This is a genomic window from Mucilaginibacter litoreus (genome assembly GCF_042676805.1).
Lineage (GTDB): Bacteria > Bacteroidota > Bacteroidia > Sphingobacteriales > Sphingobacteriaceae > Mucilaginibacter > Mucilaginibacter litoreus.
Genome location: NZ_JBHTHZ010000002.1, coordinates 328,247 through 342,104 on the forward strand (window position 1 = coordinate 328,247; position 13,858 = coordinate 342,104).

At 42.7% G+C, this 13,858-nt stretch carries 16 protein-coding genes; 9 read left to right on the forward strand and 7 right to left on the reverse strand.

Annotation, left to right across the window (positions count from 1 at the left end; genetic code table 11):
* The first annotated feature begins 131 nt into the window (after positions 1–131).
* From ACFQZX_RS04920 to ACFQZX_RS04940, 5 genes are read left to right on the forward strand one after another with little or no spacing between them, the layout of a single operon-like run.
* The gene (locus tag ACFQZX_RS04920) at positions 132–1,433 is read left to right on the forward strand and encodes an alkaline phosphatase family protein (protein ID WP_377112012.1); all 1,302 of its coding nucleotides are present in this window, start codon (positions 132–134) and stop codon (positions 1,431–1,433) included.
* The gene (locus ACFQZX_RS04925; RefSeq protein ID WP_377112014.1) at positions 1,430–1,933 is read left to right on the forward strand and encodes a hypothetical protein; all 504 of its coding nucleotides are present in this window, start codon (positions 1,430–1,432) and stop codon (positions 1,931–1,933) included. Before ACFQZX_RS04920 ends, ACFQZX_RS04925 begins: the two co-directional genes overlap by 4 nt.
* 3 nt (positions 1,934–1,936) lie before the next feature.
* Positions 1,937–2,356: a DoxX family protein gene (locus ACFQZX_RS04930; RefSeq protein ID WP_377112016.1), complete on the forward strand. Its 420-nt coding sequence runs from the start codon at positions 1,937–1,939 to the stop codon at positions 2,354–2,356.
* A gap of 1 nt (position 2,357) precedes the next feature.
* On the forward strand, positions 2,358–2,888 hold the full coding sequence (locus tag ACFQZX_RS04935) for a hypothetical protein (protein WP_377112019.1): 531 nt from the start codon (positions 2,358–2,360) through the stop codon (positions 2,886–2,888).
* A 52-nt stretch (positions 2,889–2,940) separates the two neighbouring features.
* Positions 2,941–3,198 (forward strand): DUF3072 domain-containing protein, encoded by a 258-nt coding sequence (locus ACFQZX_RS04940; RefSeq protein ID WP_377112022.1) that lies wholly within the window; start codon positions 2,941–2,943, stop codon positions 3,196–3,198.
* On the opposite strand, the gene ACFQZX_RS04945 is transcribed toward ACFQZX_RS04940, so the two are convergent.
* Positions 3,195–3,956, reverse strand: a complete 762-nt coding sequence (locus tag ACFQZX_RS04945) for an MBL fold metallo-hydrolase (protein WP_377112025.1) — start codon at positions 3,954–3,956, stop codon at positions 3,195–3,197. The two genes, ACFQZX_RS04940 and ACFQZX_RS04945, sit on opposite strands and share 4 nt — an antisense overlap.
* Entirely contained in the window at positions 3,953–4,225 is a 273-nt protein-coding gene (locus ACFQZX_RS04950; RefSeq protein WP_377112028.1) for a hypothetical protein, read from the reverse strand. Before ACFQZX_RS04950 ends, ACFQZX_RS04945 begins: the two co-directional genes overlap by 4 nt.
* A gap of 154 nt (positions 4,226–4,379) precedes the next feature.
* Between ACFQZX_RS04950 and ACFQZX_RS04955 the strand changes: the two genes are divergently transcribed.
* On the forward strand, positions 4,380–5,513 hold the full coding sequence (locus ACFQZX_RS04955; protein ID WP_377112031.1) for an acyltransferase family protein: 1,134 nt from the start codon (positions 4,380–4,382) through the stop codon (positions 5,511–5,513).
* A gap of 141 nt (positions 5,514–5,654) precedes the next feature.
* Positions 5,655–5,843, forward strand: a complete 189-nt coding sequence (locus ACFQZX_RS04960; RefSeq protein WP_377112033.1) for a hypothetical protein — start codon at positions 5,655–5,657, stop codon at positions 5,841–5,843.
* 9 nt (positions 5,844–5,852) lie between these two features.
* Here the strand turns inward: ACFQZX_RS04960 and ACFQZX_RS04965 are convergent, their stop codons facing one another.
* A complete protein-coding gene (locus tag ACFQZX_RS04965; RefSeq protein WP_377112036.1) occupies positions 5,853–7,178 on the reverse strand; it encodes a serine hydrolase domain-containing protein in 1,326 nt (441 codons plus the stop codon).
* Between the two features lie 48 nt (positions 7,179–7,226).
* The gene (locus ACFQZX_RS04970; RefSeq protein WP_377112037.1) at positions 7,227–7,874 is read right to left on the reverse strand and encodes an ankyrin repeat domain-containing protein; all 648 of its coding nucleotides are present in this window, start codon (positions 7,872–7,874) and stop codon (positions 7,227–7,229) included.
* 76 nt (positions 7,875–7,950) lie between these two features.
* Between ACFQZX_RS04970 and ACFQZX_RS04975 the strand changes: the two genes are divergently transcribed.
* Both ACFQZX_RS04975 and ACFQZX_RS04980 read left to right on the forward strand, forming a co-directional pair.
* Positions 7,951–10,533 (forward strand): FtsK/SpoIIIE family DNA translocase, encoded by a 2,583-nt coding sequence (locus ACFQZX_RS04975; protein ID WP_377112040.1) that lies wholly within the window; start codon positions 7,951–7,953, stop codon positions 10,531–10,533.
* A gap of 76 nt (positions 10,534–10,609) precedes the next feature.
* The gene (locus ACFQZX_RS04980) at positions 10,610–11,284 is read left to right on the forward strand and encodes a LolA family protein (protein WP_377112042.1); all 675 of its coding nucleotides are present in this window, start codon (positions 10,610–10,612) and stop codon (positions 11,282–11,284) included.
* Positions 11,285–11,296: 12 nt separating this feature from the next.
* On the opposite strand, the gene ACFQZX_RS04985 is transcribed toward ACFQZX_RS04980, so the two are convergent.
* The 3 genes from ACFQZX_RS04985 to ACFQZX_RS04995 all read right to left on the reverse strand — a co-directional run bounded on the left by ACFQZX_RS04985 (position 11,297) and on the right by ACFQZX_RS04995 (position 13,848).
* The gene (locus tag ACFQZX_RS04985; protein WP_377112045.1) at positions 11,297–12,031 is read right to left on the reverse strand and encodes a DNA-formamidopyrimidine glycosylase family protein; all 735 of its coding nucleotides are present in this window, start codon (positions 12,029–12,031) and stop codon (positions 11,297–11,299) included.
* Positions 12,032–12,167: 136 nt separating this feature from the next.
* Entirely contained in the window at positions 12,168–13,028 is an 861-nt protein-coding gene (locus ACFQZX_RS04990; RefSeq protein ID WP_377112048.1) for a YitT family protein, read from the reverse strand.
* A gap of 58 nt (positions 13,029–13,086) precedes the next feature.
* On the reverse strand, positions 13,087–13,848 hold the full coding sequence (locus ACFQZX_RS04995; protein ID WP_377112050.1) for an NUDIX hydrolase: 762 nt from the start codon (positions 13,846–13,848) through the stop codon (positions 13,087–13,089).
* Positions 13,849–13,858: the final 10 nt, after the last annotated feature.

Here is a 13,858-nt window from a genome sequence, read left to right on the forward strand (position 1 = left end):
TAAATGCCGGCAGGAGAGTTTTTCACTATGTTAAAAAATTGATGGGTTGTGTTAAAGTAACACAACTGCAACATTAACGTTATGATTCCTTTATCTTAATGTGTATTGGGTACTTTTGCATGTAATATTTTATGATGAAAAGATTTTATTTATTGATCATAGGTATATTAACAGTAGGGATAAACGGTTTTTCGCAAACCCCGGTTGATACTGTACAAAAAGTGATAGCCGACCGAGAAAACAGTGTTGCCCAGCAAAATAAGCCTTATGTTATACTTATATCCGCAGATGGTTTCAGATACGATTTTGCGAAGAAATACCATGCCGACAATATTCTGCGACTGGCAGGCAAAGGGGTAAGCGCATCATCAATGATCCCTTCTTATCCTTCGGTTACTTTCCCAAATCATTACGCCATTGTAAGCGGTTTATATCCCTCACACTCGGGTTTGGTAAACAACACTTTTTACGATAGAACCAAAAAAGATAAATACTCCATGAGCGCGAAAGACAAAGTTGCTGATAGCAGCTGGTACGGAGGTGCGCCATTATGGGTACTTGCCGAGCAGCAAAAAATGCTATCAGCCAGCTTTTACTGGGTTGCATCAGAGGCGGCTATACAAGGTGTGCGCCCAACTTATTATTACATTTATAACGACAAAATAGCTATCCATAACCGCATACAAGCGGTGGTAAACTGGCTTAAGCTTCCGGCTGATAAGCGCCCGCATTTAATTACTTTTTATTTTCCGCAGGTAGATCATGCCGCTCATAATTATGGTCCGGAATCACCGGAAACAGAGCATGAGGTGCATTTTATTGACTCTGCCGTTAACGAGCTGAACAAGGCTGTCAAAGCAACCGGATTGAAAAATGTAAATTTTGTTTTTGTATCAGATCACGGCATGACAAGAGTTGATAACCAGCACCCGCTTGGCATACCCGCATCTATCGATACATCAAAATATGTGATATCCGGGGATGGTATTTTAGTTGAGCTTTACGCAAAAAACAAAAGCGATGTTCAGGCTACGTTTGCTGCATTGAAAAAAGAGGCGAAGGATTATGATGTATACCTTAGCACAAACGTCCCGGCGCATTTGCATTATAGCGCCAGTGACGACTGGCATAACCGTATAGGTGATATCCTGCTGATACCACACTACCCTAAAATTTTCAATCTTTGGAACACCAAAAAGAAAATAAACCCGGGCTGGCATGGCTATGACCCGGCGGTAATTAAAGATATGCATGCCAGTTTTTATGCCTGGGGGCCTGCTTTAAAAAAACATTTAAATATTGTACCTTTCAAAAATGTAGAAGTATTTAACCTGGTGTGCGATATCTTAGGCATCAAACACACAGGCAAAACAGACGGTACAGATAAGCTTGCCCGTAAAATACTTACCAGTAAAAAACATAAGCGTAAATGAAACTGATTTTTAAGATTATTATCCTGTTAGCTTTTCCGTCAACCATATTTGCACAGGATGCAGCGCAGATAAAAAAACAGGCGCAGGGCATAGCCGGCGCATTGTTAAAAGGCGATTACCAAACTGTTTTAAATAATACCTATCCCAAAGCAGTAGAAATTGGCGGAGGCAAGGCAAAGATGCTTAAAATGATGACTGAGGGGCTTGATCAGATGAAAGCGCAGGGCTTTTTATTTGAAAAGATAACCATTGGCGAACCGGGCAAGTTTTATAAAGCCGGTACTGAAATACATTGCCTTATACCTGAAACCATTGTGATGAAAACTAATCAAGGCCGTTTTGCCGGCAAAAGTAACTTGCTTGCAGTAAGCAGTAACGGCGGCAAAAGCTGGTCGTTTCTGGACCTGAATAGAGGTTCAATAAATGCTATCGACCAGATATTCCCGAAATTTAATCATAGCCTGGTGATCCCTCAACCCCAGCCGCCGGTAAAACTGTAAAATATGAAAACCACAGGCACAGCTTACTTTCTTGCACGCCTACCAATAGCTTTCAGCATGTTTGGGCACGGCCTGGTACGTATACCAAAGCTGGAGAAATTTAGTGCCGGGATGGTTAAATCTTTCAGCGAAACGTGGTTGCCCGAGGCGTTGGTAAGGCCATTTAGCTACTTACTGCCATTTTTAGAGCTTTTAACCGGTGTTTTACTTATGCTGGGTTTATTTACCCGATTTGCCAATGTATTGGGCGTTGTAATTATCCTATGCCTTATTTTTGGCTCCTGCATGCAGGAGCAATGGAACAGCGTTTTTACACAGATGATTTATGGTATATATTTCGCTTTACTTTATTTATTTGCCGATAACAATAAATTTGCGATAGATAACGTAATAAACAGTAGTAAATATAAACCTGTACTATAGCATGAGGCGGTACGCCCTTTTCATATTTTTCTTTACAACATACCTTTCAGCCAAAGCACAAGACAGCACCTTTGTAAAAAAATTAGCCGACAAACTGGCTAAAGCTACTTTTAGTGGTGATACCAAAACTGTTGTCAATTTAACCTATCCGGAATTGGTAAAATTATCGGGAGGTAAGGAAGCTATGCAGAAACTGATCACAGAACGGACCGAAGCCTTAAAAAGCCGGGGAGTATTAAAGTTTGACGGTTGGGTAAATCAGCCGGGCCCTTTTTACACCGCAGGTAACCAGGTCCATTGCCTTGTGCCCGAAACCGTTGTGATGTTTGTATTCAATGGCCGATACATCAGTCATTCGTACCTGTTGGGGGTAAGTGATGACCAGGGAAAAACCTGGACCTTTTTGGATGTTGGCAATATGCCCGGTAATGTACTTAAGCGATTACTGCCCAATTTTAACCCTAACCTGCAAATACCGCCACCCACCAAACCCACATTTTTTCCGGATAGTGCCCCGCAAATAGGAGGGTGATTGCTAAAACAATTAGCTAAGACCGGCGTTTTTATATAAAAATAAAAACGCTATGACTAATCAGCTAAATAACAACCAGGAAGAAGAAAACACTAACGGTATAAATGGTTCCAATACTGTTAAAGACCCGAATGAATGGACGACAGGTGCGGAACCTATGACGGGTGCGCAGCATTCGTATCTTAAAACCTTGTCTGACGAGGCGGGTGAGGAGTTTGACGAAACTTTATCTAAAGCAGATGCCTCAAAACGTATAGACGAGCTTCAACACAAAACCGGTAGAGGACTACCGGAAAACAATGTAGACTAAACTTCAATTTTAAGGCCGTCGTAAGCCAGTTCTATCCCTTCAGGAAGTTCGGGGTTTACGTCGGTATATTTCCCAAGCCGGTGGCTGATGTGAGTAAAGTAAGTTTTTTCGGCACCAATATCCCTGGCAAAGGCGATGGCTTCATCCAATGTGAAATGAGATATATGCGTTTGTTTTTGCAAAGCATTAATCACCAGTATCCTGCTGCCGCGTATCTTTTCTTTTTCCTGGTTTGATACCGTTTTGGCATCAGTAATGTACGTAAAATCCTTGATCCTGAAACCTTTTACGGGTAGTTTGTAGTGCATTACCTCGATTGGTGTAAAAGTAATGCCGCTTACATCAAATGGCTGCAAATCAATGGTGTGTAAGTTAATTTGAGGAATGCCCGGATAACCGGCATTATCAAAAATATAAGGGAACTCGCGATGAAGGGCGGCTTGCACACGGCTATCGGCATAAATATCAACCGGCCCCTGCTGTTTGTAATTAAAGGCGCGTATATCATCCATTCCGGCCACATGGTCTTTGTGCTCATGCGTAAAAACAATGGCATCCAGGTGCATCACCTTTTCACGCAACATCTGGTATCGAAAGTCGGGGCCTGAATCAATAACAATGGTTTTGCCATTCTCTTCAATCATAATTGAAGTGCGTAAACGCTTATCGTGCTTATCAGCCGAGGTGCAAACTTCGCACTCGCATGCAATTACAGGTACGCCCTGTGATGTTCCGGTTCCTAAAAATGTTATGATCACAGCTGCAGTTGGGTTTGTTTTAATTGGTGTAAAAATGCAGCCTGTTTATCATCAAGCAAGTTATAATCCATTTCGAGCGTTCGGGCAAGCTCTGCAACCGCAGCAATTTTGCTTTCTAAGTTGGCAAATTTATTAACCACAACAACTTTACTGTTTTGCAGCAGGCATGCCCCGGTTTTAAAATTACCTTTTTCATATCTAACCTTATAACCGCTTGTTTTTAACAGCATTTCAAGTTTATCGAGTGTATGGTTAGTGAGCGTAAGCATGTTTTCAAAAATAATAACATTTGATAACAGATGCGGTTTAAATTACTTTTTAAAAATATTTATAAAGTAAAGAGTCTTTTTGCTTTTTAGAAATTTTAATTACTATATTGTGTGAGAATTTATCCCCAGAAAATTTAATTATTGCACCTAATATATGAACCCAAAGTCTGAAAGGTTTCTTTCACTGGATGTATTCCGTGGAATGACCATCTGTTTCATGATCATTGTAAACACACCTGGCAGTGGTGCGCAGCCATTTTCGCCGCTTGAGCATGCCGCCTGGTTTGGATTTACACCTACCGACCTTGTATTTCCATCTTTTTTATTTGCCGTTGGTAACGCCATGAGCTTTACCATGAAAAAGTTTGATTCGTTAAGTACCGGCCAGGTAGTTTACCGCATCCTGAAGCGAGGCTTGATCATTTTTCTGATAGGATATCTGATGTCATGGTTCCCGTTTGCAGATCATACCAAAGATGGGTGGGTGATGCGCCCTTTTAGCGAAACCCGTATTATGGGCGTACTGCAGCGCATCGGCCTCTGTTATATCTTTGGGTCGTTAATTATTTATTTTGTAAGGAACCGCACCTGGGTGTTTATTATCAGTGCGTTATTATTGGTGGGTTATTGGGTGCTATTGCTGATTTATGGCGACCCTGCGGCGCCTTACGGTATGCTTACCAACGCGGGTACTTACCTGGATAAATTCTTGTTTGGAGATGCGCACCTTTACCATGGCGAAGGCGTTGCTTTTGACCCTGAGGGTGTATTGAGTACGTTGCCTGCAATTGTAAATGTAATATGCGGGTATTATGCCGGCAGGTTTATACAGGAAAAAGGTAAAGGCTATGAAACTATTGCCCGCCTTACTTTAATGGGCGCCTTATTTATCTTCCTGGCCTTATTCTGGGGTATGGCATTCCCGATAGGAAAAAAATTATGGTCGAGCCCGTTCACACTGCTCACTGTTGGTTTGGATATGGTGATCATATCAGCGCTGATTTATCTGGTAGAGGTGCGCCACTGGAATAAAGCAAACTGGACGTCCTTTTTTACTACTGTTGGTAAAAATCCGCTGGCTATTTACATCCTGTCAGAGGTTCTTGTAATTATCTTCTGGATGATCCGGATAGGCGACCAGAATTTCATGGGATGGATAAATTCTGTATTCTTCCAAAAGATAGCTCCCGGGGCAATAGGTTCGCTGCTTTTTGCCATCAGCTATATGTTGTTATGCTGGTGCGTTGGAAAAATATTGGATAAAAATAAGGTTTATATAAGGGTGTAGCGATTTAGTATCCCCAATTTATTGCGGGTTTTCTTAGGCAATGAGAAGCTTTGCAGGTGAGTTACTGAAACAAATTCAGCATGACAAACATTTAAACTAATCCACTATTACTTTGTTAACCATTTAATAAACTCGTTAACCATGAGAACTATAACCGTACCCGGCGATCCTGAAACACTTACCGCCATCATGATTCCAAGAACTGAAGAAGAATTTCACGACCATGAAATTGTGCGCATCAATTCTTCAGACAGTAACAAGTCAGTAGAAAAAGCCATTTTCCGTGTGGTAGACGGTGGCGAAGATAAATGGGAACTTCAGTTTGAATAACCTTAGGGCTTACTTCTGTTCCTTTGTAAATTCATATTGAGCGCCTCCTTGCTTAAGCGTAAAACTGCTTGTTGCAGGATGGAACTCCATAACAATACCTGCCGCGTCAAATTTAAACACGTCGGGTTGGCCTGCTGCATCTAACGGAAAAGACGACTGCCCGGTAGCCTGTGCAAAAAGAGCAGCGCCATCTGTAGTAATTGTGATCTTTAACGGAATTGTAGTGCTGCTGTACACTCCAACATATTTATCAGCGCCCTTTACCTCGGCAAAGGTTGGTATGCTGTAAGGTGTTTTAAAATAAATGCTTAGTACACCAACCAGTACCTGTTCGGGTGTGTAACTTCCGCCGTTAGCGATGTAGGCTACCGCAAGTTTTTGATCAGGGAAGTAACTTACCAACGATCGGAACATGTCTATTGCTCCTCCGTGCCCATAGCCTGTTTTATCATTAAATGGTGTTTTAAACATGGCCATTCCAAACCTGTCGCTAAGCGTTTCCATTTGGGCCAGGCTTGCAGGTTTTACAAGTGTGCCGTTAAAAATTGCCTCAATAAATTTGTCGAGATCAGCCGGGGTGGATACCATGCCGCCAGCACCGCCCGGGATACTCATATCGGTATCAACAAACTTTTTCCATTTACCTTCATAAGTGTAAGATAAGGCCTCGTTATTACCTGTGTTGATGTTTTTACCATAATAGGTGTCTTTCAAACCGGCTTTATCAATAACCATTGATTTTACTGCTGTTGCATAAGGCTTATTGGTTAATTTTTCAACAATATAACCTAATAATACAAAGTTGGTATTGCTATATTCGCCTTTGGCGCCGGGCTCAAAATCGGGTTTCATGGCCGCTATCCTCGTCAACATCTGGTCGTGGGTTTGCGGTTTTACCATATATTCCAGATAAGCGGGGTCATTTGTAAAATTATGCAGACCGCTATGATGGTTCAGCATCATACCAACAGTTATCTTACCGGCATTTGGTATTTGCGGGTAATATTTATCAAGCGTGGTTTGTAAGGTCAGCTTTCCCTGTTCAATTAACTGAAATATCATCACGCCGGTAAACATCTTACTTATTGACCCTATCCGATACCTGGTTTTTGCCGTTGAGGGTATGGTTGACGGGCTGTCGATAGCAGCATAACCTATGCTTTTTTGATAAATGATGTGGCCATTTTGCGAAATAGCAAGGCTGCCCATGCTTTTGTTGTTAGCGGCCAGCACATCCATAAGGCTGTCTAATTTTGCGGTATTAACGGTTTGGGCATGTATAGGTTGGTAGATACCACCAAATAATAAAGTAAGGGCGATAAGGCTTTTTTTCATCGGAACATATTTTTGTAATAGATGATAAAAAACATTATTTGTTACTTATCAGCTCAGAATTTCTGCAATTTCTTCAAAGCCTTTTTCACGGGCAAGGTCGGCAGGTAATTTACCGCCTTCCATTCGTATGTCTACTTGCGCGCCATTCTCCAGAAGGATTATCAGTAAGTCGAGGTTGCCGTTTTGGGCCGCAGAGTGCAATGGAGTTACCCCGGATACTTGCCTCACGTTTACATTAGCTCCATTTTCTATCAGCATGCGTGCGGTACTGGTAAAGTTGCCTGCCGCAGCAGAATGTAGCGGGTAAACCATATACCCGTTGTCCGATGGTTTATTGACATCAGCACCCTTTAATATCAGATAACGTGCAATATCAAAATGCCCGAAGTAGCTGGCCAGTCCCAATGCTGTAAATCCATCCTCGGTATAATAATCTATACGTTCCGGATGCAGGTTCACCTGGTATGCAACAGCATCAAATTTACCTGCCGCAGCGGCCTCAAACAGGTCGGGCTCGTCTACATAATTTAACAAGGCAGCTGTAACTTCGGGCTTTTTATAATAGCAGGAAAGCATTAAAGGCGATACATTCAGGCTGGTTTTAGCAGTTGCCAGCGAGGGATTGGCATACAACAAGGCCTTAAGCTGTTGTACATCAGCATTAGCAATGTATTCTTCCAGGTTATCAAGGCTCATTTAATCTCAATATTATTAAAAAATATCTGTTTTATCTAATAACTTTATATTTGCAATCAAACGCCCAGGAGTAAGGATGCCGATCAAAGGAAACCAGTTCAGATCAAATAATTTTAAGGAAGAAAATAAACCCCGTACACCAGGGTCAAAGCCCGAACGTACCAGGGCGGCCAAACCTATAGTAGAACGCCTGCCTTTGTTTGATCTGCGCGATGGACGCGCTATAAAGATAATCGGCCTGTTTTTCCTGGTGCTTTCTGTATTTTTCCTGATAGCCTTTACGTCCTATTTGTTTACCTGGCAGCAGGATCAAAGCTATGTTTCTAAAGCCAACGGCGGCTGGGGCAACCTGTTTAAAACCACAAAAGAACTTATAGAAAATGGCGTTGCCAACCCTATGGTGGATAACTGGCTGGGCAAATTCGGCGCGTTGCTGTCAAATCAGTTCATATTTGAGTGGTTTGGTGTAGCTTCGTTCCTGTTTGTATTTATCTTTTTTATTGTAGGTTACCGTTTGCTGTTTAAAATAAAGCTGTTTTCTGTTGGCAAAATGCTGGCTTATACTTTTTTCAGCATTATTTTTCTATCAGTAGCTATTGGCTTTTTACATGCTTTTATTATTGATTATCCGCACTTTTTGGAAGGCAACTTTGGCTTTTGGACAAACCGTTTGCTGGCAGCGCAGATAGGGCAATCGGGCACAGGCTTTTTGTTGATATTTTTAGCGCTTACAGTGCTTATAATAGCTTATAACATTGATTTTAAATTACCCGAGCGTAAGCAGAAAATCAAGCCTGTGGCCGTAGATGAGGTATCTCCGGAACCGGTAGAACTGGAAGATGAAGAAATTTCACTGCCGGTTGAGTGGCCGCGCAATGGTAACAAGGTGAAAGATATGCTTGCAGCCAGCGCCGCGGGCGAAGCCATTGCCGAGCCGGTAAGGCAACAGCAGGTAGTGCCTGTAGCTGCAAATGTGCTGCACGAGCCTGTAGTGCTTAAACCCGAACCTGTTGCTATACATGAACCTGAAGAGGAAACTGAAATTCCGTTAACTATAGATGTTGAACGCCCTACGCCGGTAATGAATATAGAAAAAGCCGACGAGGTTAAAGCCAACAGCCTGGTTGAACAGTTTGGCATTTACGATCATAAGCTTGACCTTGCATCATACCAACTGCCACCTTTAGACCTGCTGGAAAATCATGGCAGCGCTAAAATATCTGTAAACGCCGAGGAGCTTGAGGCCAATAAAAACAAAATTGTTGAAACCCTCAACCATTATAACATCGAGATCGACAAGATAAAAGCGACCATAGGCCCCACGGTTACGCTGTATGAGATTATCCCTGCACCGGGTGTACGTATTTCTAAGATCAAGAACCTTGAAGATGATATTGCGCTGAGCCTTGCAGCATTGGGTATACGTATCATTGCGCCTATGCCTGGTAAGGGTACCATAGGTATTGAGGTGCCTAACCAAAACCCCGAGATGGTTTCAATGCGCTCGGTACTGGCAACAGAGAAGTTCCAGAACACTACCATGGACCTGCCTATTGCATTGGGCAAAACCATATCCAACGAGGTATTTATTGCCGACCTGGCCAAAATGCCCCACTTGCTGGTTGCCGGTGCTACCGGTCAGGGTAAATCTGTTGGTATCAACGCTATTCTTGCATCGCTGCTTTACAAACGCCATCCGGCCGAGCTGAAGTTTGTACTTGTTGATCCTAAAAAAGTGGAGCTTACCCTGTTCCGCAAAATTGAAAGGCACTTCCTGGCCAAGCTGCCTGACGAGGAGGATGCCATTATCACCGATACCAAAAAGGTGGTTAATACCCTTAACTCGCTTTGCATCGAGATGGATCAGCGGTATGACCTGCTTAAGGATGCACAGGTGCGTAACCTTAAGGAGTATAATGGTAAGTTTGTAAACCGTAAAATAAGCAACCCCGAAAAACACCGCTACCTGCCCTTTATAGTGCTGGTAATAGATGAGTTTGCCGATTTGATGATGACGGCCGGTAAAGAGGTTGAGCAGCCTATTGCCCGTTTGGCACAGCTGGCCCGCGCGGTGGGTATACACCTGGTTATTGCAACGCAAAGGCCTTCGGTAAATGTTATTACGGGTACAATTAAGGCTAACTTCCCGGCGAGGCTTGCTTTCAGGGTATTATCAAAAATCGACTCGCGCACTATTCTGGATGCCGGCGGGGCAGATCAGCTAATTGGCCGCGGGGATATGCTGTTGTCGACAGGCAGCGATTTAATACGCTTGCAGTGCGCTTTTGTTGATACCCCCGAGGTAGAAAAAATATCCGACTTTATAGGTAATCAACGTGGATATCCTACCGCTATGTTGCTGCCTGAATATGTTGGTGAGGGCGAGGCAGGAAGCAGCCCTAAAGAATATGACCCTGACGACCGCGACCCGATGTTTGAGGACGCCGCGCGACTTATTGTATTGCATCAGCAGGGTTCTACATCGTTGATACAGCGTAAAATGAAACTGGGTTACAACCGTGCCGGGCGCATTATCGATCAGTTGGAAGCCGCAGGTATAGTAGGTCCGTTTGAGGGTAGTAAAGCCCGTGATGTGTTGTTCCCTGATGAGTACAGCCTGGAGCGCCATTTAGAAGAGTTGCAAAAACCACGCGATTAAACCAATTTATCTGCCATCACTCTAAACCATTACAGGCGCTGATGGTTATTGCCTGTGAGTTTTAGAAATGACATCCATGAAAAAAATATTTTTATACCTGATATTATCGATAACCTCGACATCTGCTGCCCTTGCCCAGAAAGATGCCGAGGCAAAAATCATACTTAATAAGTTAAGTAAACAATATCGCAGCTATAACTCTGTTAAAACAGATTTTAGCCTCGCCATTGATAATCAGCAGGCAGGGGTCAAACAAACGCAGAACGGTACGCTATTATCTGCTACAAAAACTAATAAATATAAAGTAACCCTTTATGCACCTGCAAGTTTAAAAGCCATTACCCAGGAGATCATAAGTGATGGAAAAAACCAATGGACCTACCTTAAAGAGGCGAATGAAGTACAGCTAAATAAGGCCGACAACAGCGAGGACGGGTTTAACCCGGCTAAACTATTTACCATTTACGAAAAAGGATACAAATATATTTACACTGGCTTACAAAAGATTGGCGCCAAAAGCTATCAAGTGGTTGACCTTTCATCTACTGATGAGAAAACCGATTATTTTAAAGTAAGGTTGCTGATTGATAAAGCTAAAAACCAATTGTATAGCGCTAAGATTTTTGATAAAAATGGCAGTACTTACACCTATACACTGCGTACATTCACACCAAATGTGAAGGTAACCGAGAGTGCTTTTGTTTATGATAAAAAAGCGCACCCGGGTGCAGAATTGGTGGATTTGAGATAAGCACGACGATTATTAAGAGTAAAGCACCTGGCATACTTCACAGTAAAAGCTTGCACGGTGGGAGCGACCCGTATCGCGCCGGATAAAAGGGACGTGATTTCGCGGGCATTCTTTTTTATGATATGCCTGCCAGTTACGTTTTAATGTGCCTTTCTTTTTCTGCTCCAAAAACTCAAAGCTGTACTTTATGGTTTCCACTATCATTTCTTTGAGCTTTTTTGGAGGAATGGCTGCAATCAGGCTTTCGGGATGAATCCGCGTGCGAAATAACGTCTCGTTTTTGATGATGTTACCCACGCCAGAAAATATCTGCTGATCCATCAGCGCATCGCAGGCCAGTAGTTTCGGTTCAGCTTTCATTTTTTTAATAGCCTTTTTGGTGTTCCAGCTATCACTCATTATATCGGCTTCCCAATCATACACCTCGTTAAGCGGTTGTTCAATCAACTGCAACAGGCACGCGTAAAAATTTAATTCCTCATTGTTAAATTGCAGGTGCAGCCGCGGCGGCTTGGCTGTATGCTCGTTAATGCGATAAGTGCCAAACATCATCATGTGTATACGCACCGTAAATCCCGGAAAACATATCAGAAAGTGCTTGCCCCAGCTTTTAAAGTCGGTAATTGGTTGGTTCATTAGTATAGATACATCAAGCGAACCATTATTGCAACTGGCGGCTGTTACGGTTTTGCCTTTAAATTGCTGTACCTTTTCTTTCAGAATAACGATGCTTGGGCCTTCGGGCATAAAATTGATTTATGCTGCGAATGCAAAGATTGAGCCGAAGTACGCCGGCCGTTTGTATTAATAGGCTTCCCATGTTATTGCGAACGATAGTAAAGCTATTGACAGGAGTTGCAGGGGCGTTTAAATAGCCGGCGCCTTAATGTCCTTTCTTCCTTTTCAATAATCCGCCTGTAGTATCGTCAACGCTGGTTTGTACGATAAATGCGGCTGGATCTATTTTTAAAATCTCACGTTTTAACAGCGGTACCTCTAAACGGGTAGCAACAGTAAAGATGATCTCTCGTGGTGAGTTGATATGCCCGTCCTTACCATAACCGCTTTTTCCCTGGTAAACAGTAACGCCCCGGCCAAGGCTCTGGGTGATGGCCACACGTATTTCCTCGCCTTTTGCAGATACTACAGTTATGCCGGTATATTGCTCCAAACCATTGAGTATAAAGTCGATCATTTTTGAAGCCGACAAATAGGTAAGTATGGAATACAAGCCAGGCTCAACCCCTAATTGAAACACGGCGGCAGTAAAAATAACTACGTTTAAAATAAGTATGACGTCGCTTACGCGTACTATTTGGGCTTTTTTGCTTACAAGCAAGGCGGCAATTTCAGTACCATCTAAAACAGCGCCACCACGTATAGACATACCAATACCAGCACCAATAAACACACCGCCGAATATGGCTGTAAGCAATTTATCATGTGTTACATCCGGAAAATGTACAAAGGCAAGGCAAAGCGACAGCCCGGCTATTGATACCGCGCTTTTTAAAGCGAAAGTAAAACCCAGTTTACGGTACCCTAAGAATAAAAACGGAATGTTGATGACAAATATGAGCACCGATAAAGGTATGTGCGAAAGATCGGCAACCAACATGGAAACACCAGTTACACCACCGTCAATAAAATGGCTGGAAAGCAGGAAGCCCTTTAAGCCGAAACCTGCAGCCAGAATGCCAAATACAATTAAAGTAGTATCAACCAGTACGTTTTTTATTTTCATAGTAGAAATTAAGTAAACAGAGTGGCTTAAAATACTAATTTTTCGTCAAAAAAATGGCTTACCAGCCCCCTTGCAGGCCTTCCCGGAGGGCCGCCTGGTAGTTTTGAAGGTTAAAAGAGTAAAGGTAAGGTGCCTTATGGGCGCCGCCTTTGCGGGTTTGCTCAAGCTTGTTAAGAATACCAAAACCCAATATGCGCCGCTGAAAGTTCCGGCGATCCAGCTTCTTGTCCAGGATGGTTTCGTAAAGCTTTTGCAGCTCGGGCATGGTAAACTCCCGGGGCATTAAATTGTAACCAATTGGCTGATAATTTAATTGTAAACGAAGGGTATCAAGTGCAGTACGAAAGATATGTTCGTGGTCCAATTGAAATTCGGGCAGATCGTTCAGATCGCGCCAAGTACATATTTCTGAAAATGCATCTGGTGTTGGAGTTACGTTCATAAAATCAACCAGTGCATAATAACCGATGGATATAAAGCGCTGAGCAAAAAAATTGTGCTCTTTTGGCAGCATGTCCTTATAAGTTTCTTTATGAAATTTAGTGCGGTCGGGGTCGCCGAAAACATGAAACTGCCTTAAAAATATTTTATCGATGCCTGTTCGCTCTTTTAAAATGCGGTTCGCGGCATCATCAATAGGTTCTTCATTACGTACAAAGCCACCTGGCAGGTACCAGGCTTTTTCGTTATTACTTTTAAGCATCAGCACCTTCATCTGGCCTTCATGAAAACCAAATACCACGCAATCAATAGATACATGGTTAAGATAGATTTCACTTGCCTGTGTCCAATGTTTTTCCAGTTCTTCTTTTGTTAACATTACACTTTTC

Excerpts from the sequence above, each read along its gene's own strand:
- ACFQZX_RS04920 (WP_377112012.1), top strand. The coding sequence starts at position 132 with ATGATGAAAAGATTTTATTTATTGATCATAGGTATATTAACAGTAGGG.
- ACFQZX_RS04925 (WP_377112014.1), top strand. The coding sequence starts at position 1,430 with ATGAAACTGATTTTTAAGATTATTATCCTGTTAGCTTTTCCGTCAACC.
- ACFQZX_RS04930 (WP_377112016.1), top strand. The coding sequence starts at position 1,937 with ATGAAAACCACAGGCACAGCTTACTTTCTTGCACGCCTACCAATAGCT.
- ACFQZX_RS04935 (WP_377112019.1), top strand. The coding sequence starts at position 2,358 with ATGAGGCGGTACGCCCTTTTCATATTTTTCTTTACAACATACCTTTCA.
- ACFQZX_RS04940 (WP_377112022.1), top strand. The coding sequence starts at position 2,941 with ATGACTAATCAGCTAAATAACAACCAGGAAGAAGAAAACACTAACGGT.
- ACFQZX_RS04950 (WP_377112028.1), bottom strand. The coding sequence starts at position 4,225 with ATGCTTACGCTCACTAACCATACACTCGATAAACTTGAAATGCTGTTA.
- ACFQZX_RS04955 (WP_377112031.1), top strand. The coding sequence starts at position 4,380 with ATGAACCCAAAGTCTGAAAGGTTTCTTTCACTGGATGTATTCCGTGGA.
- ACFQZX_RS04960 (WP_377112033.1), top strand. The coding sequence starts at position 5,655 with ATGAGAACTATAACCGTACCCGGCGATCCTGAAACACTTACCGCCATC.
- ACFQZX_RS04965 (WP_377112036.1), bottom strand. The coding sequence starts at position 7,178 with ATGAAAAAAAGCCTTATCGCCCTTACTTTATTATTTGGTGGTATCTAC.
- ACFQZX_RS04970 (WP_377112037.1), bottom strand. The coding sequence starts at position 7,874 with ATGAGCCTTGATAACCTGGAAGAATACATTGCTAATGCTGATGTACAA.
- ACFQZX_RS04975 (WP_377112040.1), top strand. The coding sequence starts at position 7,951 with ATGCCGATCAAAGGAAACCAGTTCAGATCAAATAATTTTAAGGAAGAA.
- ACFQZX_RS04980 (WP_377112042.1), top strand. The coding sequence starts at position 10,610 with ATGAAAAAAATATTTTTATACCTGATATTATCGATAACCTCGACATCT.
- ACFQZX_RS04985 (WP_377112045.1), bottom strand. The coding sequence starts at position 12,031 with ATGCCCGAAGGCCCAAGCATCGTTATTCTGAAAGAAAAGGTACAGCAA.
- ACFQZX_RS04990 (WP_377112048.1), bottom strand. The coding sequence starts at position 13,028 with ATGAAAATAAAAAACGTACTGGTTGATACTACTTTAATTGTATTTGGC.
- ACFQZX_RS04995 (WP_377112050.1), bottom strand. The coding sequence starts at position 13,848 with ATGTTAACAAAAGAAGAACTGGAAAAACATTGGACACAGGCAAGTGAA.